We start from the raw sequence: 22,860 nt of genomic DNA, 5'->3' as shown, positions 1-22,860 counted from the left end.
CTAGCTGGTGGCAGGCACCATGTTGAGTTCGTCGGCTTCTTCTTCCGTAACAATTCCGACGAGCTCGGCTATCTTCACGGCAATGTCCTCCATTGGCTCTTCGGCCGTGCTGAATCCACCGCGCGACGCAAGGGTGGGGGTGACTTGATCGAGCTCCTCGAATGTCACGCCGTGCATGACCGGGACGAGGAGGCTACGCCGCAGCAAAGCGCTGAGCTCGTTGCTCGCAATGCTTCGATCAGTGCGCAGCTTATCGAGCATGGCAGGTGTAACCAGCACGATACCCATGCGTGAACTCACTAGCCCCCGATCGATAGCGACTCGCATGTCCGTGCCGGGTCGGAGGCTGACCTCGCTGAACCACACCGATACGTCTTTTCCGAGGAGCAACTCGTAGACGTCATTCGCCGCCGCCTGGCGGTCGGGCCAGGCATGACAGAGGAACACATCGTGCACCTGATTGCGTGCAACGGTCGCCGAGCGAACCGGGCTGAGGTCACGCACCTGCTGTTGCGTGTACGAAACGGTCGACGACCTCGGTTGCCAGGCTGGACGCGAGACGCTACGTCCGCCGCCTCCGTTGCCGCCCGACAGGCTCCCGCTCCTACGTACAGGTGCGGCTGGCGTGGGGTACGTCGGGTATGGCCGAGGTGGCGAATAAGAACGCCCATAACCAGACGAGCACGCGGGGCAGTTGGCACGGCCGCTTGCAGTGCGGTGGCCTTCTCTAGGAGCTGTGCATTGAGGCATGTGCTGATGGTAGCGACCGCCTCCGACACGAAGTAGCGAGTCCACAGGCGACGGTTGCACCCGGCCCCGCCCCAAGACCATTCAGGACGGCCTGTATGCCGACGTCCTCACCTTGACAAGCCACATCCCCGCCCAATCGATCGGCCCGCTACTTTGTCGTGTGCGCTCCGGCGTACATCTTCGCCGTGATCTCGGCGTGAGTCGCTTGCAGCGTGTTGCCCAAACTCACAGGGTGCAATGGGCGGCTGGACCTGAACAGATCGAAGTGGTTGAGGTCGGAGATTGAGCGCGGGGTGAGGCAAAGCTTGGATTCGTTAGCGATTTGCCATCTAGACAACTCTCGTCCAGTCTCGATGAACGACCGCAGCCATGACCGTACCCTCACGGATGTCGTTCACGTCGCCTGCGGTCAACCTCCACTTGGCACTGATCTGCTGCGGCGGCTCGCCCTGCACGAAGAGGACGAGCACGATGTCCTTGTCCTCCGTCAGGCGGTCGTCCATCGGATGCAGCAGCTTCAAAGAAAGTGAGAGCTTCGCCGGGGAGGATCGCATGATCCGCACGACACCGTCCATGTCACGCACCGCGGAGGGCCTGACGTTCATGCTCGCGAGGCTGGCCACCACGCTGTCTCGCCCCCACGGCAAAGGCTTGCCGGGGAACAGCTCCAGCTGCTCCTCAGGGTTCTCCCAGTCGAGAGCTCGAACCGCATCATCGAATTCAAGCTCGATGCGCATATCGCGAAGGGACACTGCAACTGGATTCGTGATCCGCAGGCGAAAACTCGCCGCAGCGCCCGCCGCCCCCTCGAGAAGCGCGGAGGCAGGGTCCGCGAGAGTTGCACTCTTCCACCTCTCCACCTGCCGACGGAAGTCGGCCTTCGAGCGTCGATCCAGCATCATCGAACTCGCACCGACGCCGTATAGAACAGGCGAAGTTGGCTCTCGGACACTGTCCGAGTAATCTGCTGCCATTTTCTGGACCGCAGCCGTGATGCGTTCGGAGTCATATTCGACGGCCAGCACTTCTCCGACAATCTCCACGGTAACTTCCGGAAGGCCGAGAGGTTCCACCGCAGCGGCCGCCCGCGACAACATTGCCTGAATTTCGCCCCCTGTGGCCTTTTCCGTACGCCCGTCGCCGCGCAGGTAGATATCACCGTTGGTCATCCCCTCGCCGTCGGCGAGGCATGGCCAGATCGTTGCAGTCGGAGGATCCACAACGATCGCGATGACGTCGTTGTCACCATCCAGGGGAATGCGCTCGAAGTCCCAACCCGGTCCGCTGGCTCCAGTGAACTTTCGCACCTCGCGCTCGAGGTCCTGAGCCTCGAACGGTGCAATTCCTGCGGTCACACCCTTGCTCACACCCAGGAGCATGACTGCGTGCCCGCCGAGCCGCTTCGCAGCCTTCGCCGGGTCGCGGTTCGCTGCACCAAGGATGAACTTCGCGACCTTGTGGCGGCCGTGCTTCGCGGTCAGATCGACGTCAGACTTGAGCTCGAGGAAGTAACGTTCCTCCCGATCATCTGACGTGGCAGCCCACGTCACGAGCGCGGCCCAGCTACGTGCCCCCGTCGGCAGACGGCTGAGATCAATGTCAGTCATAGACCGATGCAACCACACGACCGTCGCGGCTTCGACACGAGACCACCCGCGAGCCACCCCTCAGGAGAACTTCCCATGACGATCACTCTTGGCACCGGTTAGACCATCACGACCCGTCGCCGTCTTCGCGTTTGACCGACCTATCGTCAGGCACGGGCACTCCGCTATAGCGGCCTCGTGCCGTTACATCCTGCCGCGCATCACAAGATGAGATCAGGTTTCCAGTTGGGCGAACGGGGGAAGTCGTCATCCGATCGCCAGCTCTCAGCCTGAATCCACGGTGGTCCAACGGGCACGTTCGGAGCGTCCCACCGCCAGACGTCCGGATGAGTTCGTTCAGTGCTGGTCGTGGGCCGGGCCGCGTATCCGAGCCACTGTCCCGCGGGGACCGCGTAGTGCCACCAACAACCAACACCGTCCTGTCCAACGGTGAACGCAGAGGGGTCGAGGCCATACCTTGAGGCCACCGTGGCGAGTATCGGGTGAGCTGCGAACGGGCCGGGATCAAGATGCACTGCCTTGAGATACTCGATATCGAAATCGAAGGCGACGCGGAGTAGTTCGGGGATCTGCCGATCGTCGATCAGTCGACCCGACTCGTCGAGCTTCCGTGAGCCGGCCACGGTTCGTTCATGGCGCCCACGCAGTCGCGCACCGGCATCGTCGGCGATACGTGGGAAATACTCTGCAAGAGCAGCGACGAGCACGATCGTCTTGGTTGAGTTCACTCGGGTCGCGTAACTGAGGTCTCGTCCGTGCATCACGCCGTGGCGGGATACAAGCCCGTAGCTCCCAGACTCACGCACGTCCTCCGAGAAGACACGACGAACGACGGGCAGGTTCTCCTCCATGCCTGCAAGGGTCTCGTCGTCAAGGTACGAGTCCGCGTTGGCCTTCGAGAAAAATGACTGTCCAGTGAGGTCTCTGCTCATCCCGTCGATCTGGGCGAGGATGATCGGAACCGACGCTTCGTATGCACCGTCAACATGATGGCGAACGGCCTTCTCGATGAGAGTGACGCGATCCCAGATGACTTGCTTGAACGGATAGTGGGAGTTCGACCAACGGCGCATCGGCGAGGCCGCGTGTCTCACCAGAACCTGATTCTCAGCGTTCCATACTTCCGTGATCGCCTCGTCAAGCGTCGAGCTCGCAGCGCCTCCTGCGGCAAGCCGCAGCGCCCGCAACGTCCCTTCCTGGTGCCACTGACCACACATAGCCCACCCCAGAGGTGCGAACAGCGCTACTGCCTCAGCGATCTGATCGGTCGCTGGATGCTTGGTGATTCCGAGGCGATGAGCCACCTCAGCTGCCGGTTGACGATCATTCATCACTGCGCCTACCTTCGCGTCGAAGAGCACTAATAGTTGAACGTTAGGTGTTTTTCGGCGACCAGAGGTTTGGTCGAAGCCGACACGTCGTCTCGCGCACCTCCGCGCCAAGCTCCCATGATCCCGTTTGAATCCCAGATCAGAATCTACGCGCCGCACCGTCCCGTACTCGATGCGCGTGCCCGAACTGACGTCCATGACCGGCTAAGGAAGCGTTGCCGGTTCGATGCCGGACGCCTTACACATCCGCTCGAAATGTTCCCTGTCGACGGCGCGCAGGAACTCCATGCTCCGTCGGATCTGTCCATGCACGGCGCGAGCATCGAGCACGTCGATGCTCTCGCTGCCTTCACCATGGGAGAAACGGTTGCAGAAGTCGTACACGTCGCGGTACGGCTCCCCATCCTGAGACTCGACCAACGTTGCCAGCTGCTCCATGAAGTTGGTGCGGTGCGGAGCTTTGTAGCTTGCAAAGACTTCGAGGACTCGGCGCGCCGCGTTCGGAAGCAGGAAGAGGCGCTCGTGATCGCTTGAGTCAGCGACCCCTGCCATCACCATCGAGAACAGGTAGGCGTACTCCGAAGTGTTGCTCAGCAGCACGCGGGGGAGCTTGCCGACGTGAGAATGGCGCTCACCATCGACCGAGGAGGCGTACAACTCCAGGAAGGAGACTTTCGGGAAACGAATCTCGTCAGCATCTCCCTTCTTGATCTGACTCATCGACTTTCCCCATGCGCTCTTGTGCGAGGTGATGAAGAGTCTCAGCAGGCTGAAGTCGTGCGTGAGAATGATGACCTGGCCGAAGCCTTTCAGAGTGTCGAACAGCCATTGGTGAGTCGCGAAGAGCGCCTCCCGGTCGAGCGAGCTAGATGGATCATCGATTACTACGATGCGCTGCGAACGGTCGCCACCCGGCGCCTGCTCGTCTTCGAGCTTTCTCAGGAAGTACAGCAAGGAGAGGGTGGTCCGTTCACCGTCGCTGAGATCTGTGCCTGGCTCATCGCCGCGTAGGCAGGCGTATGACTTACCGTCTGGCGTTACTACCACGCTGAGATGGTCCTTGCCGTAGACCCGAGCCAGATCGCGAGTGAGCGTGTCCGCCATGTGCTTGGTGGTGAAACGCTCTTGTCGCAGTTGATTGAGACGGCGCTCGGCCATCTGTGCTGAATCCTCCGCCGTCTTGGCCTCGACGGCATGGCTATCCGCTTGCGCCTCGAGAACACGGAAAGCCTCGCCGTGTGACCCGATTAGATGGTCGAGGACGGTGCGCTTTCGCTCCGCTGTGGCCTCATCATGCCGGTGTACCTGTTCGTTGTGCTCGGTCACCGCTTGGGTCAAGACGACTGTGGATTGCGGTTTCCTGAGCGGCGACCAATCGGGTGCGTCGGGCGTCGCGCTCGGGTCCAGGCCCTTTGCATCGAGTGCCGTCTCAACAGCGTCGAAGGCTGCGACGCGATCATCCACATCAATTTTGGCTTGCTCCGTAGCTGCTTCATAGGCCGGCCGCAGGTCGCTTGCTAGGTTTTCGGCCGGCGGAAGGGTGTCATACCAACCGAGTAGCGCCTCTCGCTCATCGGTGACGAGCTGTCGCAAGGTCTTGGTTCTGCCGCGGATCTGGAGCCAGCTCTGATCAAAGTGGCGCGCCAATTCCTCTCGACGCTCGGCGGTGATCTTCCCTGCGCAGAAGAGGCAATGTTCGAGTTCGTCGTGCAGCTCGAGCCCCTGCTCGACCCACGCCTGAGCGATCGGACTGCCCTCTAGCGCCTGGATTGCGACACGCGTGGGTGTTTCGGCCAATAGGTCTGACAGCCCGGACAATTTCTCGGCAGCGTTAGCAGGGAGAGTCGCAACCTCCCGCAAGGTCTTAGGCGCGTCTTGGCCCAGCCCTCTGAGCGCATCCGCGTGGGAGTTACTGTTGGGAAAATCGCCGCGATAGGCGCGCAGATCATCCTGCAGCTTGGTGACGGAATATCGGCTCTTCGTGAAGTGGGCGTAGTCAAATACTCTCAGTTCAGAGACCACACGATCTTGGACGTCCCGCACGAGCTTCTCGGCCTTCGCATCAGCGGTCCTCTGGTGCTTGAGCGCATCTGCAGCCACACTTCGCAACTCGGCAATCCGGTCCGTGAGAGTCGCTTCCTCCTCGCGGGCGTCGATTGCCTCCTTGCCGAGGGTGACAATTGCTGACGCGCCGGCACCGTCCAGGAAGGCCGACAGGTTAGCTTCGACCCACCTACGCGTGTATACCGCCATCAGCGTAGGCGGGTTCGCGTCGCCGCTCGGCAGCATCAGTCGTTGCTGGCTTTCGTCCTCCCACGTGACATCCGTGGCGCTCGCGCCCTCTGATAGGAGAAGTAGTAGCTCAGAGAGTGTCGATTTACCGCTGCCATTGTGGCCGTACAGGACAGTCCGGGCACCCAAGGGCAGGTCGTCGGGCCAAAATCCCTTGTCCAATGACCGCCACGGATTCTTGACGTCTATTCGGCGCAGCACCCTCTGACCATAGTGCTTTCGTTAGCATCTTGTGTCGACTTCATCGGAACCCACTCTGAGTGGCAGGGTTCGATGGGCAGGCTGATAGTCCACGTACTCGCCCCACTTGCTTAGTATTGGCGGGAACTCATTATCGAACGCGTCAACGTAGGCCTCGCCGCAGCTCGCGAGTCCTGCATGCCATTCGCCCTCCCCCGGCGAACGCAGGCATCAATGCCGAGAAGCTCGACATCCCTGACGATGCCCGCAACCGCGGCGGCACGGGCAGTTGCGTTCGGAAACAGGAGCCGCGCAACCCTCTGTTGGCATCGATCCGGAGAGTTACATCCGGCGGGCATGCCAAAGCGCCAAAAAGACTGGAACAATCAGCATCATGATCGCTTACCCACATGGGCATGAACCGGACTTTTGGGACCCAAAACCAAGCCAGGAGAGGCACCGCTTTGCCCTCGGGCATGTCGCAGGCGCTACGCACTTGAAGCCTCCGCTGATCGCGATGTGCATGAATCCTTCCCATGCTCGGGAGGATCAGTCAGATAGGACGATCAACAGACTCATCAGGGCAAGCGTGGAGAATGGCTACACGGGATGGATCATGCTCAACCTCTATCCGCAGCGCACGCCCAGTCCAAGCGCACTCAGCAAGTTCGATCCAGCTCTAATGGCGACCAACGAGGTTGCGATCAGCCGGGTAATCTCCCGATTCGCAACGTCTGAGATTCTCGGTGCATGGGGCAACCTGACGCACCCCACTCTCCTGCAAGCCCGGCGGGGTGTTCTTGCGATGCTCGCCGGGCTTAGTGTGCGCATATTCACCTTCGACTCACTCACGAAAGCGGGCAACCCGCGGCACCCGAATCCTCGAGGACTACAGCTACCCATGTTCGGCAAAAAGTTCTACCTAGACCAGGCTCATCCCGGGCCCCAGAGCGTCGGGCCGGCCGAGGCATGATGAGCATCGCTTGTGATCCAGCTTTGATCGCCTGCCAGGTTAGTCGTCTCGTCGATATCAACGGCTCGTGGAGCTGGAACGGTTTCTTCTCGACGATTATCGCGACGCTGATCGGTGCAGCCTTCAGCCTCGCGGGGGTGTGGCTCACCTTCCGGCTGCAGCGCAGGCATCGCGACGAAGAGGTCCTTACGGACAGCATCGCCGCGGCGCTCAAGCGCATCGCGGACTATGCATCTGGCATGCGCAGCCACCAAGATCAGCAGGACAGGGTGGCAGAGGACCGAGGGGATTACTTCAAACGGACCGGCGAAGCGGTCTTCTATCCACCTGATGACCTCAACGTGTCCATGGCTCTCGATATAGCCCGGATGCGTGCCCGCGGCGACAATCAGAGAGCGCTTACCCAGTTCGTTCATACCTATGGGCAAATCGGAACGACGACCGATATTCGGCGGCGTCTAGACATGCTGGAGGAACTCTCAGCGGTACTGGCGCGGTGGCGATCTGGCGTCTTGTCATCAGCGGAAGTCAGCACCTCGCTTGAGCAGATCCGCACGCCTTAAAGTGCTCCAGCATCGGATCGGGCGAGCCGCCGGAATCAACCGAAACTGCGCTCGCGCTGATCTCGTCAGGAGGTCGCAACGGCCGCTTCCCGACTTGCCCGCAGCCAACACCTAGAACCTGTGTGCAGCCCTCAACAAGGGTGACGTCACTGGGCTCTTTGGGCTCTTCGGGCTCTTTACAGGACGACAGGCGGGACGATAGCCGCCACGAGCGCCTCCAACTTTGGAGCTAGGCCTTGCTTGAGGAACTCGGCTCGAGCCTGTTTTCGGGAAGCCTGAAAGGTCTTCATGGGATCGAACGTCATCGACGTGACGACCGCCTCCAGCTCGCCGCTCAGGGCAGCAAGCGCTGCATGATCGGTGTTCGACGAGTCATACGGCGGAATGGGCGCGAGGTGAGGCAGCAGAGGGTGCTGCCTGTCACCGGTGAACTGCCAATCCGGGTATCGCCACTGTTCCTGCGAGCGGAAGGCATACAGGTTGCCTGTGCTGCGCAGCCGTTCGACTTCGGCGGCACCCACTCCGAGCCGAGCGCCTGCAATGGCGGACGTGATCGTCGCCTCTAGTGCACGCTGTGCGGTCTTCCGTTCCCTAGCGGCGAGGTCACCGCGCGCGACAGCCGCGACCGCTTGAGCCCAGGACTCTTCGGTGAATGTTCCTGAATCGATCAGGAAGGCGACGGTTTCGGGGGACGGCTCGTCGCGTCCAGACTCGGGTTCGGTGGTCATCGTGTCTCCGTTCAGCGGCGCTGCAGGCCGCGGTCAGTGTCGCTGCTAGCGACATCTCGAATGCTGTTAGGGAGCGCTCATCCCCACACCGATGAGTAGCCAGGCTCGTGTTGATCGAGGGCAGTACGCGGGAGCAACTGCTGCCAGTCAACGTCCATGACGGCTTGTCCACACAACGGCGGGACAGCGTCGATCACTCGAGCCACGCGGCGCGTGGACACTCCGAGCGCATCGGCGAGAGTTCGGTGGGTGTGCATGCCGTTGCGCAGCATGGAGTGCAGCAGGTTCACATTCAGATCAGTGATCTCAGGGCCCGGCCGATCGAGGTCCACGCTGACATCAGGTGTCCAGGTGATTGGGTACCAGTCGCCGTGCGCGAGGAGGAAGGCTTCGGCGTAGCGGTTCAGGAGTGGCTGAACGCGGGACGTGACTAACCGCGAGGTCGTCTTGCAATCTAAAGTGTCGCTCCGAGCAGAAAGCGACACTTTAGATTGCAAAGCGACACTTTGCGTTGAGCGTTCACACTACAACCCCGGCGCCATGTCCGCGAAGCGGCTGAAGTGGCCGTGGAAGCCGACGGTGATCGTGCGGGTGGGGCCGTTGCGGTGCTTGGCGATGATGAGGTCTGCTTCGCCCGCTCGCGGGCTGTCCTTCTCGTAGGCGGACTCGCGGTGCAGGAGCACCACCATGTCGGCGTCCTGCTCGATCGAGCCGGACTCGCGGAGGTCGGACAGTGCTGGCATCTTGTCGGCACGCTGCTCTGCACCACGGTTCAGCTGTGACAGCGCGATGACGGGGACCTGGAGCTCCTTCGCCATGAGCTTCAGCGCACGGGAGAACTCCGAAACCTCCTGCTGACGGCTCTCGACACGCTTGCCGGACGTCAGCAGCTGCAGGTAGTCGATGACGACCATCTTGAGGCCGACACGCTGCTTCAAGCGACGGCACTTCGCGCGGATCTCGACGAGGGTCATGTTCGGGCTGTCGTCGATGTAGAGCGGAGCGTCGTTGATGCGGCCGCGCACCTGGGCGATCTTCGTCCAGTCCTGCGAATCGACCGTTCCCTTGCGCATGAGCTGCAGGGGGACCGAAGCCTCGGCACTCATGAGACGCATCGCGATCTCGCTGCGCCCCATCTCGAGCGAGAAGAAGATCGACGGGTGGTTGTAGTGGACCGACGCGGCACGGGCGAAGTCCAACGCGAGCGTCGACTTTCCGATAGCGGGTCGAGCCGCGACGATGATGAGCTGCCCCGGGTGCAGACCGTTCGTGAGCTCGTCGAGCTCTTTGAAGCCCGTCGGGACACCCGTCATCGAACCGTCGTTGTGCTTCGCCGCCTCGATCTCGTCGATCGCGGCACTCACGGCGTCGGTCAGGGGGACGTAGTCCTCGACCTCCTGGTTGCCTGAGACGGCGTAGATCTCGGCCTGGGCGGAGTTGACGAGCTCGACGGCCTCACCCTCGGCCGCGTACCCCATCTGGACGATGCGGGTGCCGGCCTCGACGAGACGACGCAGGAGCGCACGCTCAGCGACGATCCGGGCGTAGTAGCCGGCGTTCGCAGCCGTCGGAACGAGGCTCGTGAGCGTGTGCAGGTAGTCGGCGCCACCGGCACGCGACAGCTCGCCCGTCTTGACGAGCTCGTCGGTGACGGTGATGACGTCCGTCGGCTCACCGTGCGAGTACAGCGTGAGCAGCGCGTCGTAGATGACTTCGTGCTTCGGGATGTAGAAGTCCACTCCACGCAGCGTCTCCACCACGTCGGCGACGGCGTCCTTCGAGAGGAGCATGCCACCGAGGGCACTCTGCTCGGCCAGGAGGTCGTGCGGGGGAACACGCTCCGAGCTGCGCGGCTCGTCGTACGAGCCTCCGCCTTCAGCGCGGTTCAGGTGAGCGATCGACAAGTGGACATCCCTTCTCGATGTGGACTCAGGCGGCGCGGGTGGTGATGATGACTCAGGTGTAGCAGCAACGTGCGACAGGCACCCGGCTGCACGGCGCTGGAGAGCCTCGGGCGAGGGCTTCACCGCCTGCTCGTCCGGTCGTTCCGAGACGCCGATGACTCACGATAGGGCCACTCGCTTCCACAACCAACTCTGCCTGTGGATAACTCTGTGGAGAGATCGGGGGAAACGCGGCGTGTCTTGTGCACAAGCTGTGGGAAACCCTGTGGACAGACAAGTATTTCTGTCACGGAATCCGGTTCTGACCTGGTTTTTTCAATTCCACAGGCTGTGTGTAGAAAAGATCTCGATCCTGTGTCGAACGTTGGGGAAAACGGGCGTCACCTGTGCACAACTCGCTTGACGCGGAGCACGATCCGGGTGTAGCGAACAGTTGTCGGTTGATCGCCCGACCCACGTTCTGGGGGCAGCAAAAAGCGATGGCGGCAGACCTCTCGGTCCACCGCCATCGCGGGTGCTGCTACCTGCGCCCGAAGGCGAAGGGACTACTTGGCCGCAACCACCTGAAGGGTGATCGTGGCGACGATCTCGTCGCGGAGGCTGATGGTGGCCTCGTGCTCGCCGACGTACTTGATCGGGGTGTGGATCTCGATCTTGCGCTTGTCGACCTCACCGAGACCCGCGCCGGCAACAGCCTTCGCGATGTCAGCCGGCTTGACGGAACCGAACAGGCGGCCTTCGCCACCCGTCTTGACCGTGAGCTTGACCTTGGTGGCCTGGAGGCGAGCCTTCAGGTCCTGGGCCTCTTCGATCGTGGCGTGCTCGCGCGCTGCACGGGCTGCCTTGATCTGCTCGACCTGCTTCTCGCCACCGCGGGTCCACGGCGTGGCGAAACCCTGGGGGACGAGGAAGTTGCGAGCGTAGCCGTTCTTGACGTCGACGACGTCACCGGCGGAACCGAGGCCGGAGACCTCGTGCGTCAGAATCACTTTCGACATGTGGGGCGCCTCCTAGCGGCCAGAGCCGGCGTAGGGCAGGAGCGCCATCTCGCGTGCGTTCTTGACCGCACGTGCGATGAGTCGCTGCTCCTGGACGTTGACACCGGTGATACGACGAGCACGGATCTTTCCCCGCTCGGAGATGAACTTGCGAAGCGTGGCGACATCCTTGTAATCGATGACACCAACGCGGATCGCCTTCGCGGGAGCGACGTTCTTGCCGCCCTTAGCACCGCGGGCAGGCTTGCGGCGGTCGCCGCTCGACTTTCCAGCCATGGTTATTCCTTTGCGTGTGAATGGAGTGATCGGTCACCGGTGAACCGGGCCGATCGAATCTGTTTAGAAGGGGGTCTCGTCGCTGTAGCTGCCCGGAGTGTTCCAGGCATCTGCACCGCCGTTACCGCCGGAGGCCGCCGGTGCGCTCTGAGCCCAGGGCTCGTTCTGCTGCACCTGCGGGGCTCCCCCGCCGCGCTGCTGGCCACCGCCGCCACCCGAGGGTGCACGGCTGATGGTCGCGGTCGCGTACCGGAGCGAAGGGCCGATCTCGTCGACTTCGAGTTCCATCGAAGTACGCTTCTCGCCTTCCTTCGTCTCGTAGGAACGCTGCTTGAGACGCCCGGTCGCGATGACACGGCTTCCCTTGGTGAGCGATCCGGCCACGTGCTCGGCGAATTCACGCCAAACGCTCGCGCGCAGGAACAGCGCTTCGCCGTCCTTCCATTCGTTCGACGCGCGATCGAAATTGCGCGGCGTGGAAGCGATGGTGAAGTTGGCGACAGCCAGGCCGTTCTGCGTGAAACGCAGTTCCGGATCGCTGGTCAGGTTGCCCACCACGGTGATGACGGTCTCGCCGGCCATGAGCCCTAGGCTTCCGTGGTCTCAGCTGCAGCCGGGGCTGCTTCGACCTTGGCGGCAGGCTTCGCGGCGGCCTTGCGGGCAGCCTTCTCTTCGCTGCGCTTGGCTTCGGTGGCGACCTGAGCGATGGCCTCTTCGGCACGCAGCACCTTGGTGCGCATGACGGCCTCGGAGAGCTTCAGCTGACGGTCGAGCTCCTGCGTTGCTTCGCTCGTTGCAGTGAAGTCGACGACGGCGTAGATGCCTTCGGTCTTCTTGTTGATCTCGTAAGCGAGACGGCGACGGCCCCAGATGTCCACCTTGTCGATGGAACCACCATCGTTGCGGATGACGTTGAGGAACTTGTCGAGGCTCGGTGCAACCGTGCGCTCGTCAATCTCGGGGTCGAGGATGACCATGAGTTCGTACTGATGCGTCACTAACCCACCTCCTTCGGACTCGAACGGCCACAGACTTTCTGTGGCAGGAGGGTGTAAGCATCGTTGCTACCGGGCGAGAACAGAGCGGACGCGCCAGGGCAACCTTCATAGAGTACCGGACGCGGACCGGAACCGCCACCGCACGCTCTTCCACCGTCCTCGCGCGCGTGGGATGCTGGTCCCGATGACCTCAGCCAGCCGCACGCGAGCCGACCGACTCATCGGTCTCGACCTCGCACGCTTCCTCGCGCTCATCGGCATGATGGCGACCCACGTGTGGGCGTTCGACCTCGAGACAGGCGGACACACCCCGCTCACCGGGGTGCTCTCCGGGAAGGCGGCGGCACTATTCGCGGTGCTGGCGGGCATCGGCATCGTCCTCACGAGCCGGCGCGACCTCGCTGCCGGTTCGCCCACCGCGGCCAGACTCAACCTCTTCGGCCGGGGGTTCGCGCTCTTCGTCCTCGGCCTCACCCTCGGGCTCCTGCCCGGCGGGATCTACGTGATCATCGCCTACTACGGCGTCACCTTCTGGCTCGCGATCCCCGCCCTCACCTGGCGTCCGCGCACGCTGTTGATCGTCGCGGGCGTCTGGGCGCTCGTCTGGCCGGTGTGCTCGCAGCTGATCCGCACGCAGATCACCGGCGTCGAGATGCCCGAGATCGGCAGCGCCTCCTGGTTCGATCTCGCGGGGGCCGGATTCGCGCGCGGACTGCTCCTCACCGGCGTCTATCCGGCCCTGACCTGGATCGTCTACGTCCTCGTCGGCATGGCGGTCGGTCGACTCCTCATGGAAGCCAGAGCCAACGGCAGGCTTCGCGACTTCGCACTCCTGCTGGCGGGGATCGGGCTCGCGCTCGCCGTCGCGGCCGACCGGCTCGCCGCGCTCCTCCTCGGGCCGGGCGGCGGGCTGAACGGCATCGCACGAGCCTGGACGGGCGGCCTCGAGCCGGACCGGACGACGATCGTCGCCGTCGAGGACGCCATCGCCGAGGGGATGTACGGCACGAGTCCGACGGAGTCGCTGTGGTGGCTGGTCGCCCGGTCGCCGCACTCGGGCACCACGCTCGACCTCCTCTTCACCACCGGCATCGCCGGCGTCGTCATCGGCCTCTGCCTCCTCCTCGGCACGGTGCTGACGCGCGGCTGGTCACGCGCGCTGCTCCCGGCGACGGGTGCAGGTGCCGCCCCACTGACCGTCTACTCGGCGCACGTCGTGATGGCGGCGGTCGGCGCGCTCATCGCCTCAGCAGGACTCGGCATGACCGAGGACAAGATCTGGCTCGTGTCGAGCCCGCAGCTCTGGGTGCTCCACATCCTCGGCGCACTCCTGCTCGGCTTGCTCATCGCCCTCACCCGCCGACGCGGACCGTTGGAGGCGCTCGTCCACGCGTCAGGTCGTGCCATCGCCCAGCTCGCGAGGGGTCGCGAACGGACAGGCGCCAACCTCCGCGAATAGCAGGGGAAGGCCGCTCAGGAGTTCGGCCGACCGTCCCACCAGCTGAGGATCCGCGCCCCGGACAGCGTGAGCCAGGGCGACGGGGCTCCCTCGGGGACGTCGATGTCGAACCAGGTGCGGCCGGGGAGTCGAGCGCCCTGGAGCCAGGTGCCGTCCGGGCGCCGTGCGGAGCGGACGAGCCCGATCGCGTCGCTCAACCGCTCATCGGGCGCGATCCCCTCATGCAGCGCGACGTCGCGGAAGTGGTCGAGCGCGGCGAGAGCGCTGTAGCGGTAGCGACTCGGTGAGACGAAGTGCGAGACGAACGCACCCACCCGCTCACCCGTCGTCGCCCGATACAGCAGACGCCTCGACAGCAGGTACTCCTCGCCGCCGTGCCGCGCGTCGACCGTACGCAGATCTCCTGTGATGCGTTCGTAGACGAGCAGCCCACGCACGGCGTTCAGGGTCGAGTGGAAGGAGGAACGCGTCGAGTCGCCCTCCTCCGCCTCGCAGTTCCACCCGCCGTCCTCCAGCCGGTGCTCGACGAACCAGTCGGCGAGAGCGGTCACGTCGACGCCGAGCCAGGCACCGCTCGCGAGCGTGAAGGAGTTGATGCAGACGTCCACCTCACCACCCCAGTAGGGCAGGTCCTCGTACTCCCACCGACTGTTGGCAGCGAGTCGGTCGGCCGTGTCGCCGAGCACGGACGGCTCGACCCCCCAGTCACGGAGGTCCTTCAGCGCCCAGGTCGTCGCCACCCACGGCTGTCCCGGCTGCTCGGACTCGGCGCTCCCGAAGAACCCGGCAGGGAAGAAGGCACCTCCCGCCCACTGACCGTCGTCGTCCTGTTCGGCCAGGAGCGCAGCACCGAACCCCTCCGTCGCGACCCGCGCCCGCGTGGCTTTCCAGACCTCTGGCGCAGCGCCGACGAGGTCCCGCTCGACCTGCCAGCGCAGGGCCGGGTCGGAGTCGAGCAGCCAGTCGAGTACCACCGGATCGGTCGCCATGCGGGAACGCTACGCCTCCCGCGGCAGGAGGGGAAGGCCCGGCCGGTGCCGCCGTCCCCGCGCCGGGACAGCCATCGTCGACCCCGGTCGCGGGCGACCGCACGATCCGTCACTGATCGAGCCGCGCCGCCTTGTCGAGCAGGAGCGCTCGTTCGGCCGTGTTGCCCGTGAGTGACGCTGCCGCGAGGAACTCCGTCCGGGCCTCGTCGGTGCGCCCGAGTCGGTCGAGCAGTTCACCACGGACCGAGGGGAGCAGGTGGAAGCCGGCGAGGGCGCCCGACGCGACGAGTCCGTCGACGATCACGAGCGCTGTGGCGGGACCCGTGGCCATGGACACCGCGACCGCGCGATTCAGCTCGACGACCGGTGAGGGGGCGAGCCTGCCGAGCGCTTCGTAGAGCACGACGATGCGTTCCCAGTCGGTGTCCCCCGCTGTCCGTGCCGTCGCGTGACACTCGGCGAGCGCCGCCTGCAGCCCGTACGACCCGCGGCCCCGTCCGATGGCGTCCGCTCGGGCCAGGGCACGGGATCCGCGGACGATGCCGGCCCGGTCCCAGCGGGAGCGGTCCTGGTCGAGGAGCAGGATCGGCGTGCCGTCCGGGGTGGTCCGCGCACCGAACCGGGACGCCTGGAACTCCATGAGAGCGACGAGGGCGTGCGCTTCGGGTTCGCGGGGCACCATCTCGGCGACCAGTCTGCCGAGTCGCAGCGCCTCCCGGCAGAGTTCCGGGCGCAGCCACTGTTCACCGGACGACGCCGCGTAGCCCTCGTTGAACACGAGGTAGAGCACGCCGAGCACCGACCCGAGGCGTGCCGGGTACTCGCTCCGGTCGGGCACCTCGAACGGGACCTTCGCGGCGGCGAGGGTCTTCTTCGCACGGACGATCCGCTGTTGCACCGTCGCCGTGGGGATGAGGAACGCGTGCGCGATCTCCTCGGTCGTGAGTCCTCCCACCACCCGTAGGGTCAATGCCACCTGCGCCTCACGGGAGAGGACGGGATGGCAGGAGATGAACACGAGCCGGAGGACGTCGTCGCCGATGGTGTCGGGATCCCACGGCAGGGCGTCGGGGTCGATCGACTCCTCGAGGTCGTGCGCGATCGTGGCGTAGCGACTGTCGAGCCGTTCGCGTCGCCGCCACCCGTCGATCATCTTCCGCTTGGCGACGGCGGTGAGCCAGGCGCCGGGGTTCTGCGGGACGCCTTCCGTCGGCCATTGCACGAGCGCATCGGCGAGCGCCTCCTGCGCCAGGTCCTCGGCCGAGCCGAAGTCGCCGCTGATCCGGGTGAGGGTCGCGACGATCCGGGCGGACTCGATGCGCCAGACGGCCTCGACCGCGCGACGGGCGTGGAGTGCCGCACGGTCGAGGTCGCCGGTGTCGGTCATGGTCGTTCCGCGGTGGGACGCCGGATCAGGCCTGGCCGTTGGACGCGCGCCACTCGGCCTCGCGCTGGATGAACTCGTCGTCCTGCGGGAACTCGTCGATCGACGGCACCCGGCGGACCTCGAGCTTCACGCCAGCGCCGAGCGGGGCGCGGGAAGCCCATTCGACGGCCTCCTCCTGGGTTGCGGTGTCGAGGATCCAGAAACCGTTGAACAGTTCCTTCGCCTCGGCGTACGGGCCGTCGGAGACGACGGGCGGCGTGGACGAGAAGTCGACGACCACTCCCTCTTCCGCGGGAGCCAGTCCCTCGGCTGCGAGCAGCACGCCTGCCTGGATGAGGGACTCGTTGTAGCGACCCATGGCCGCGATGATCTCGGTGAAGTCGATGTCCTTCGACGCTTCCTCGGCCTCGGCGCTGGCTCGCATGATGAGCATGTACTTCATGGTGGTCCTCCGTGTTCGGAGGAGTCGCTGTTCGACTCCCTCTACCAAGACGTCGTCCGGCATCGGCCGAGATCGACACGTCTCGAAAAGAATCTCGCGATCCGTTCCGCAGCACCAGAGCGGGCGGGCTCTTTCGCAGGATGTCCGGTCCGAGAACGGTACAGAGCGTTCCCCGCGCACGGGCTTCCGCCGGATATCCTGACTCGCGATGCCTGACCAGACGGAGCGCACCGCCACGCTCGACACCCGACCGCTCACCGACGCGGTCGATCGCCGGGCCCTCCGCGCCTACCGGACGACGCTCCCCGGGGACGTCCGCCCGCCGCTCATCGGAGCGATCTGGCCGGCCGTCGTGCTCGGCGCCGCTCCGCTGTTCCTGTTGGGCGTCTGGTGGTTCGTCCTCGAGGACGGGACGATCCCGGACGGACCAGCCGACTGGTCGCTCCTCATCCTGCTCCCCTACGTCGCCCTCCCCATCGGCATGGTCGTGCTGCTGCTGCGCACCCTCCGCGGGCGCAGCGGGATCCGCCAATACCGGCTGGACCGCTTCGCGCGGGCGAACGGTCTCGACTACCGCCCGATCGCCGTGTCACCGCCGCTGCCCGGCATGATCTTCACGATGGGCGGCACGAGCACGGTCAGGGACCTCGTCTCGCGCGGTGGACGATCACCGCTGTCGGTGGGGAACCACCGCACGATCACCGGGTCGGGGCGCAACCGCAAGCAGCAGGACTGGGGCTACGTCGCACTCCGACTGCCGGTGGCGCTGCCGCACATCGTGCTCGACGCCGTCGGCAACAACTCCCTGCTGCACCCCCGACTTCCGGTCACCTACGCGAACGACCAACGCCTGTCACTCGAGGGCGATTTCGACCGGTACTTCCGGTTGTACTGCCCGCGCGGCTACGAGACCGACGCGCTCTACCTCTTCACCCCGGACATCATGGCCCGCTTCATCGACACCGTGGCGGCACTCGACGTCGAGATCGTCGACGACCACCTCTTCCTGTATTCACCGAAGGAGCTCTCGACGCTCGACCCGGAGGTGTGGACCTGGGTGCTGTCCGTCGTCGACGTCCTGACGCAGCGCATCGCGCAGTGGGAGCGCTGGCGTGATCGACGGATGGGTGACGTCTCCGCCGCGGGCTGGGGAGCGTCACCGGTGATCCGGCCGCCGCGCGGCGTTGCGAAGCAGGGCCGACGGCTGCTGCAACGCACGGGGTGGTGGTGGGTGATCGGGCTGCTGCTCGCGATCTACGGCTGGTACCTCATCATCGGCGACGCGGTGCGAGCGATCAGCGGGGGCTGAGGTCCCGCGGCTACTTCGCGTCGGCGTAGGAGGTGACGACGGCGGTCGTCACCGGGAACTCGACCGGGGCGTTGCCGAAGATGAGCCGGCCGGCCTCGGCAGCAGCCTCACGGACGAGCGTGACGACGGCGTCGGCCTGCTCCTCGGGGCAGTGCACGACGATCTCGTCGTGCAGGAAGAAGACGAGGTGCGCCGAGTCGGTGAGTGCGGCGTCGATGCCGACCTCCGCTGCGGCGAGCGCCTGCAGCCGCGTCCGCAGGCCGGCCATCCAGCAGAGCGCCCATTCGGCGGCGGTGCCCTGGACGACGAAGTTGCGCGTGAAGCGCCCCCAGCTGCGGGCTTCCATGCGGGCGCGCTGGGTCGCTGCGGCGGTCGCGCCCTCCATCGACGCCGCCGACTGGATCTCGCGCCAGTCCGCGCCGGGCAGCGGTGAGGTGCGGCCGAGGCGGGTGCTGACGCGTTCACCGCGTTCACCGGTGCGGGCTGCGGTCTCGACGAAACCGATCGCGTGGGGGAACGCCCGCGTGAGCCGGGGCAGGAGCCGCCCGCTCTCCCCCGTGGTCGCGCCGTACATCGCCCCGAGCATCGCGATCTTCGCGTGCGGGCGGGTGTCCACCGCACCGACGTCGACCATGCCCTGGTACAGGTCGACACCGCGGCCGGCGTCGGCCATCGCGCGGTCTCCGGACATCGCCGTGAGGATGCGGGGTTCGAGCTGGGCAGCATCGGCGACGACGAAACGCCAGCCGGGGTCCGCCAGGACGGCACCGCGCACCTGATGCGGCAGTTGCAGGGCCCCTCCGCCGTCCGAGGCCCAGCGCCCGGTGACGACGCCTCCCGGGATGTAGACGGGACGGAACCGGCCGTCCTTCACCCAGGTGTCGACCCAGGTCCAGCCGTTGGCCGTGAGGAGTCGCGACAGCTTCTTGTAGCGCAGCAGCGGCTCGATGACGGGGTGCTCGATCTCCTGCAGCTCCCACTGCCGGGTGGAGGTGACGTTGATGCCGGCGCGCTGGAGCGCCTTCAGGAGTTCGCCCGGAGATTCTGGGCTCAGCTCACGCACCTCGAGTGCGGCCATCACCTCGTCGAGCACCGCCGCGAGCTTGGCCGGGCGCACACCGGGTGCGACGCGGGGGCCGAGGGCTTCGGCGAGGATGCGGTCGTGCATGGCGGCGTCCCACGGGAGTCCGGCGAAGCTCATCTCGGCGGCGATGAGCGCGCCGGCGGATTCCGCGGCGAGCAGGAGGCCGAGATGCGATCGCCCTTGCGGGGTCGCGCCGGCGACGGCCGCCTGCTGCAGGGCGAACTCGGCGAGCGGGTCGCGCTCACCACCGGGCAGGTCGAGGTCGAAGAGAGTGCCGATCGCCTCCGCGCGCTGCGCGATCCGCGGGTCGAGTGACTCGTCCCACGGGCCGGGTTGTGCGGTCGCCAGCTCGGAGTCGGCGGTGAACGCGGCGTTGCGGAGGATGTTGTGGGAAAGCCGGAGGTCGACGCACCGCGACACCCGGACCCCTGCCGCGAGGAGGGCCGGGTACCAGAGCGTGGTGTCGTCCCACACCCAGCGCGGGGAGGACGGCGCGGACTCGAGCCGGCGGACGAGGGCCGGGAGCCCCGCTCGGGCGATGACCTGGGCGGGTGGCCCTTCGGTCGCGCCGTCCTCGAGCTGCACGACGCGCACGCGGGCGCCGTCGAGCTGCTGGAGGACGATGTGCATCTCCCCAGTCTGCCGCGCCCCGCCGACGCTCCTGTGCGGTCTCGGAAAAATCGGACAACCGCACGCGGGCCGGACGGAATCATGGATTCCATCCGGCCCTCGTGTCGATGTCCTGCGCTCAGGCGCGGAGGCGGCGCAGCTCCTCGCGGCGCAACGCCTGCTCGGCCGGGTCGGGCACGGGCAGCGACGCGAGGAGGCGCCGCGTGTAGTCGTCCTGCGGAGCACCGAGCACCTGTGCGCCTGGCCCCTCCTCGACGATGTCGCCGCGGTACAGCACGACGATGCGGTCGGCCAGGACGTCGACGACGGCGAGGTCGTGGCTGATGAACAGCGACGCGAAGCCGAACTCCGCCTGCAGCTCCACGAAGAGCTCCAGCACGCGCGCCTGCACCGACACGTCGAGCGCCGAGGTCGGCTCGTCGGCGATGAGCAGCGCCGGCTCGAGGGCGAGCGCCCGCGCGAGCGACGCCCGCTGACGCTGACCACCCGACAACTCGTGCGGGAAGCGGTCACCGAAGGCCTTCGGCAGCTGCACCGCCTCCATCAGTTCGTCGACCCGCCGCCGCGCGGCACGCGCGTCGCCGAAGCGTCCGTGCACGATGAGCGGCTCGGCGACGCACTCGGCGATCGTCAGCAGCGGGTTGAAGCTCGTCGCCGGATCCTGGAACACGAAGCCGATCTCGCGACGCTTCGGTGCGAACTGACGCTCCTTCACCCGGTTCATCTCCACACCCAGCACCGACAAGGACCCGCCGGTGACCTTCGTGAGCCCCGCGATGGCGCGCCCGATAGTGGTCTTGCCCGAACCGGACTCCCCCACCAGGCCGAGCACCTCGCCCGCGTGGATCGTGAAGTCGACGCCCTTCACCGCCCGGAACCCGGCGCGACCGAAGCGACCCGGGTACTCGATCTCGAGCCCCTTCGCGACGACCACGGGGTCACCGAGCTGCAGCTTCGCGCCCCGCTCGACCTCCGCCGGCACCGAGCTCTTCCCTCGGCCGACGTGCGGCACCGAGGCGAGGAGCTTCTTCGTGTACTCGGCCTTGGGCGCCGAGAACAGTTCCTGGACGGGCGCCTCCTCGACGATGTCGCCCTGGTACATGACGACGACGCGGTCTGCGAGGTCGGCGACGACACCCATGTTGTGGGTGATGAGCACGATGGCCGTCCCGAACTCGTCGCGGCACCGGCGCAGGAGGTCGAGGATCTCAGCCTGGACGGTGACGTCGAGGGCGGTCGTGGGCTCGTCCGCCACGATGAGCCCGGGGTCGAGCACGAGCGCCATCGCGATGACGATGCGCTGCTTCTGTCCACCCGAGAACTGGTGCGGGAAGTAGTCGACCCGTTCCTCGGGCTCGGGGATGCCGACGCGACGCAGGATGTCGATCGCCTTCGCGCGCGCTTCGGCCTTCGTGTAGCTGCCGTGCGCCCGGAGCCCTTCGGCGATCTGCCACCCCACCTTGTAGACGGGGTTGAGCGCCGTCGACGGCTCCTGGAACACCATCGCCGCGTCGCTGCCGCGGATCGAGCGGAGCTGCTCGGCGGACGCCGTGACGACGTCCTGCTCCGAGGAGCCGTCGCGCGAACGCAGGACGACCGCGCCCGAAGCCGTCGCCGTCTCGGGCAGCAGACCGAGGATGGTCTTCGCCGTGACCGTCTTGCCCGATCCGGACTCACCGACGATCGCGACGATCTCCCGCGGGCCGACCGACAACGAGATGTCGTTGATGGCCTTCACCGCACCGGCGTCGGTCGAGAACGAGACCCCGAGGTCGCGGATGCTGACGATGTCGGCCGTGCCGGCGGGGTTCGCGCTGCTGGTCGTCACGTCACTCATGAGCGCTCGTCCTCTCGTCGGGTCTCCAGATCGTCGTCCGCGGCAGCCGGGCTGACGAGACCGAGGGACTCCGCGTCCTCCATGCCGGCACCACCGGGGCTGTCGGGGGTGCCGCCGGCCGTCGTGATGCTCGAGGTCTGGGCGACCACGCCGGACGAGGCCCCGACACGGCGACGGCTGCGGAGGCGCGGATCGGACAGGTCGTTGAGGCTCTCGCCGACGAGCGTGATGCCGAGCACGACGAGCACGATCGCGAGACCGGGGAACACTGCGGTCCACCAGATGCCGCTGGTGACGTCCGACACGGAGCGGTTGAGGTCGTAGCCCCACTCGGCCGCGGCGGTCGGCTCGATCCCGAAGCCGAGGAAGCCGAGGCCGGCGAGCGTGAGGATCGCCTCGGAGGCGTTCAGCGTGATGATGAGCGGAAGGGTCCGGGTCGCGTTGCGCAGCACGTGGCGGAACATGATGCGCGAGTTGGAGGCACCGATGACCTTCGCCGACTCCACGAACGCCTCGCTCTTGATCCGCACCACTTCGGAACGGATCACCCGGAAGTACTGCGGGATGAACACCACCGTGATGGAGATGGCCGCCGCGAGGATCCCACCCCACAGGCTCGACTGGCCACGGCTGATGACGATGGACATCACGATCGCGAGCAACAGCGCCGGGAACGCGTAGATGGCGTCGCAGACGACGACGAGCACGCGGTCGAGCCAGCCGCCGAAGTATCCGGAGAGGAGGCCGAGCAGGACGCCCGCGAAGATCGACAGGATGATCGCGCACACGATCACGAACAACGCCGTCTGCGCACCCCACAGCACCCGCGACAGCACGTCGTACCCGCCGACGGTCGTACCGAGGAGGTTCGTCGCACTCGGCGGCTGCTGCGTGCCGAACGAGCCGTCCGCGCCCCGCAACTGGTTGAAGCGGTAGGGCGCGACGACAGGCGCGAAGATCGCGATGAGGACGAAGACGCCCGTGACGACGAGGCCGATGACGAGCATGGCCCGCTGCAGCCCGACGGACTGGCGGAACTGCTTGACGACGGGCAGGCGCTCACGCAACGGACGTTTCGCCGGTGCGGTGCGTGTGCCGGTGGGGATGGTGGTCGTGCTCATGC

At 65.8% G+C, this 22,860-nt stretch carries 21 protein-coding genes; 4 read left to right on the top strand and 17 right to left on the bottom strand.

Annotated elements, in window-relative coordinates; all coding sequences use genetic code 11:
* The 4 genes from KXS11_RS12625 to KXS11_RS12610 form a co-directional block, all read right to left on the bottom strand.
* The gene (locus KXS11_RS12625) at nt 1-504 is read right to left on the bottom strand and encodes a toll/interleukin-1 receptor domain-containing protein (protein ID WP_437385940.1); all 504 of its coding nucleotides are present in this window, start codon (nt 502-504) and stop codon (nt 1-3) included.
* A 575-nt stretch (nt 505-1,079) separates the two neighbouring features.
* Nucleotides 1,080-2,357, bottom strand: a complete 1,278-nt coding sequence (locus KXS11_RS12620; protein WP_437385939.1) for a hypothetical protein — start codon at nt 2,355-2,357, stop codon at nt 1,080-1,082.
* Nucleotides 2,358-2,557: 200 nt separating this feature from the next.
* Nucleotides 2,558-3,718 (bottom strand): hypothetical protein, encoded by a 1,161-nt coding sequence (locus KXS11_RS12615; RefSeq protein WP_437385938.1) that lies wholly within the window; start codon nt 3,716-3,718, stop codon nt 2,558-2,560.
* 174 nt (nt 3,719-3,892) lie between these two features.
* Entirely contained in the window at nt 3,893-6,181 is a 2,289-nt protein-coding gene (locus KXS11_RS12610) for an AAA family ATPase (RefSeq protein ID WP_437385937.1), read from the bottom strand.
* A gap of 373 nt (nt 6,182-6,554) precedes the next feature.
* Here KXS11_RS12610 and KXS11_RS12605 point away from each other — a divergent pair, with 373 nt between their 5' ends.
* Both KXS11_RS12605 and KXS11_RS12600 read left to right on the top strand, forming a co-directional pair.
* On the top strand, nt 6,555-7,133 hold the full coding sequence (locus KXS11_RS12605) for a DUF1643 domain-containing protein (protein ID WP_437385936.1): 579 nt from the start codon (nt 6,555-6,557) through the stop codon (nt 7,131-7,133).
* The gene (locus KXS11_RS12600) at nt 7,130-7,696 is read left to right on the top strand and encodes a hypothetical protein (RefSeq protein ID WP_437385935.1); all 567 of its coding nucleotides are present in this window, start codon (nt 7,130-7,132) and stop codon (nt 7,694-7,696) included. The genes KXS11_RS12605 and KXS11_RS12600 overlap by 4 nt, the downstream gene beginning before the upstream one ends.
* 176 nt (nt 7,697-7,872) lie before the next feature.
* On the opposite strand, the gene KXS11_RS12595 is transcribed toward KXS11_RS12600, so the two are convergent.
* From KXS11_RS12595 to rpsF, 7 genes are all read right to left on the bottom strand, one after another.
* Nucleotides 7,873-8,424, bottom strand: coding sequence for a hypothetical protein (locus KXS11_RS12595; protein ID WP_437385934.1), 552 nt, complete (start codon nt 8,422-8,424; stop codon nt 7,873-7,875).
* 77 nt (nt 8,425-8,501) lie between these two features.
* On the bottom strand, nt 8,502-8,921 hold the full coding sequence (locus KXS11_RS12590) for a hypothetical protein (protein ID WP_437385933.1): 420 nt from the start codon (nt 8,919-8,921) through the stop codon (nt 8,502-8,504).
* Nucleotides 8,922-8,948: 27 nt separating this feature from the next.
* Complete coding sequence (dnaB, locus tag KXS11_RS12585) at nt 8,949-10,328, bottom strand: replicative DNA helicase (protein WP_437385932.1); 1,380 nt, start codon at nt 10,326-10,328, stop codon at nt 8,949-8,951.
* Between the two features lie 545 nt (nt 10,329-10,873).
* Entirely contained in the window at nt 10,874-11,326 is a 453-nt protein-coding gene (rplI, locus tag KXS11_RS12580) for a 50S ribosomal protein L9 (protein WP_437385931.1), read from the bottom strand.
* 12 nt (nt 11,327-11,338) lie between these two features.
* The gene (gene rpsR, locus KXS11_RS12575; protein ID WP_056010351.1) at nt 11,339-11,602 is read right to left on the bottom strand and encodes a 30S ribosomal protein S18; all 264 of its coding nucleotides are present in this window, start codon (nt 11,600-11,602) and stop codon (nt 11,339-11,341) included.
* A gap of 63 nt (nt 11,603-11,665) precedes the next feature.
* A complete protein-coding gene (locus KXS11_RS12570) occupies nt 11,666-12,184 on the bottom strand; it encodes a single-stranded DNA-binding protein (protein ID WP_437385930.1) in 519 nt (172 codons plus the stop codon).
* 5 nt (nt 12,185-12,189) lie between these two features.
* Nucleotides 12,190-12,600 (bottom strand): 30S ribosomal protein S6, encoded by a 411-nt coding sequence (gene rpsF / locus KXS11_RS12565; protein WP_437385929.1) that lies wholly within the window; start codon nt 12,598-12,600, stop codon nt 12,190-12,192.
* A 184-nt stretch (nt 12,601-12,784) separates the two neighbouring features.
* Between rpsF and KXS11_RS12560 the strand changes: the two genes are divergently transcribed.
* Nucleotides 12,785-14,059 (top strand): heparan-alpha-glucosaminide N-acetyltransferase domain-containing protein, encoded by a 1,275-nt coding sequence (locus KXS11_RS12560; RefSeq protein ID WP_437385928.1) that lies wholly within the window; start codon nt 12,785-12,787, stop codon nt 14,057-14,059.
* A 14-nt stretch (nt 14,060-14,073) separates the two neighbouring features.
* On the opposite strand, the gene KXS11_RS12555 is transcribed toward KXS11_RS12560, so the two are convergent.
* The 3 genes from KXS11_RS12555 to KXS11_RS12545 all read right to left on the bottom strand — a co-directional run bounded on the left by KXS11_RS12555 (nt 14,074) and on the right by KXS11_RS12545 (nt 16,877).
* Nucleotides 14,074-15,048 (bottom strand): squalene cyclase, encoded by a 975-nt coding sequence (locus KXS11_RS12555; protein WP_437385927.1) that lies wholly within the window; start codon nt 15,046-15,048, stop codon nt 14,074-14,076.
* A 109-nt stretch (nt 15,049-15,157) separates the two neighbouring features.
* The gene (locus KXS11_RS12550) at nt 15,158-16,435 is read right to left on the bottom strand and encodes an RNA polymerase sigma factor (RefSeq protein WP_437385926.1); all 1,278 of its coding nucleotides are present in this window, start codon (nt 16,433-16,435) and stop codon (nt 15,158-15,160) included.
* 25 nt (nt 16,436-16,460) lie between these two features.
* Nucleotides 16,461-16,877: a YciI family protein gene (locus KXS11_RS12545; RefSeq protein ID WP_437385925.1), complete on the bottom strand. Its 417-nt coding sequence runs from the start codon at nt 16,875-16,877 to the stop codon at nt 16,461-16,463.
* 208 nt (nt 16,878-17,085) lie between these two features.
* Between KXS11_RS12545 and KXS11_RS12540 the strand changes: the two genes are divergently transcribed.
* Nucleotides 17,086-18,186 carry a hypothetical protein gene (locus KXS11_RS12540; RefSeq protein ID WP_437385924.1) on the top strand — a complete coding sequence of 367 codons (1,101 nt, stop codon included), beginning with the start codon at nt 17,086-17,088 and terminating at the stop codon, nt 18,184-18,186.
* Nucleotides 18,187-18,196: 10 nt separating this feature from the next.
* On the opposite strand, the gene KXS11_RS12535 is transcribed toward KXS11_RS12540, so the two are convergent.
* From KXS11_RS12535 to KXS11_RS12525, 3 genes are all read right to left on the bottom strand, one after another.
* Nucleotides 18,197-19,900 (bottom strand): bifunctional 3'-5' exonuclease/DNA polymerase, encoded by a 1,704-nt coding sequence (locus KXS11_RS12535; RefSeq protein ID WP_437385923.1) that lies wholly within the window; start codon nt 19,898-19,900, stop codon nt 18,197-18,199.
* Between the two features lie 118 nt (nt 19,901-20,018).
* The gene (locus KXS11_RS12530; RefSeq protein ID WP_437385922.1) at nt 20,019-21,737 is read right to left on the bottom strand and encodes a dipeptide ABC transporter ATP-binding protein; all 1,719 of its coding nucleotides are present in this window, start codon (nt 21,735-21,737) and stop codon (nt 20,019-20,021) included.
* Entirely contained in the window at nt 21,734-22,858 is a 1,125-nt protein-coding gene (locus tag KXS11_RS12525) for an ABC transporter permease (protein ID WP_437385921.1), read from the bottom strand. Before KXS11_RS12525 ends, KXS11_RS12530 begins: the two co-directional genes overlap by 4 nt.
* Nucleotides 22,859-22,860: the final 2 nt, after the last annotated feature.

The sequence above is a fragment of the Plantibacter flavus genome (assembly GCF_051487245.1).
In the GTDB taxonomy this organism is placed as follows: Bacteria; Actinomycetota; Actinomycetes; order Actinomycetales; family Microbacteriaceae; genus Plantibacter; species Plantibacter flavus_B.
This window is presented reverse-complemented; position numbering and strand designations above follow the sequence as displayed.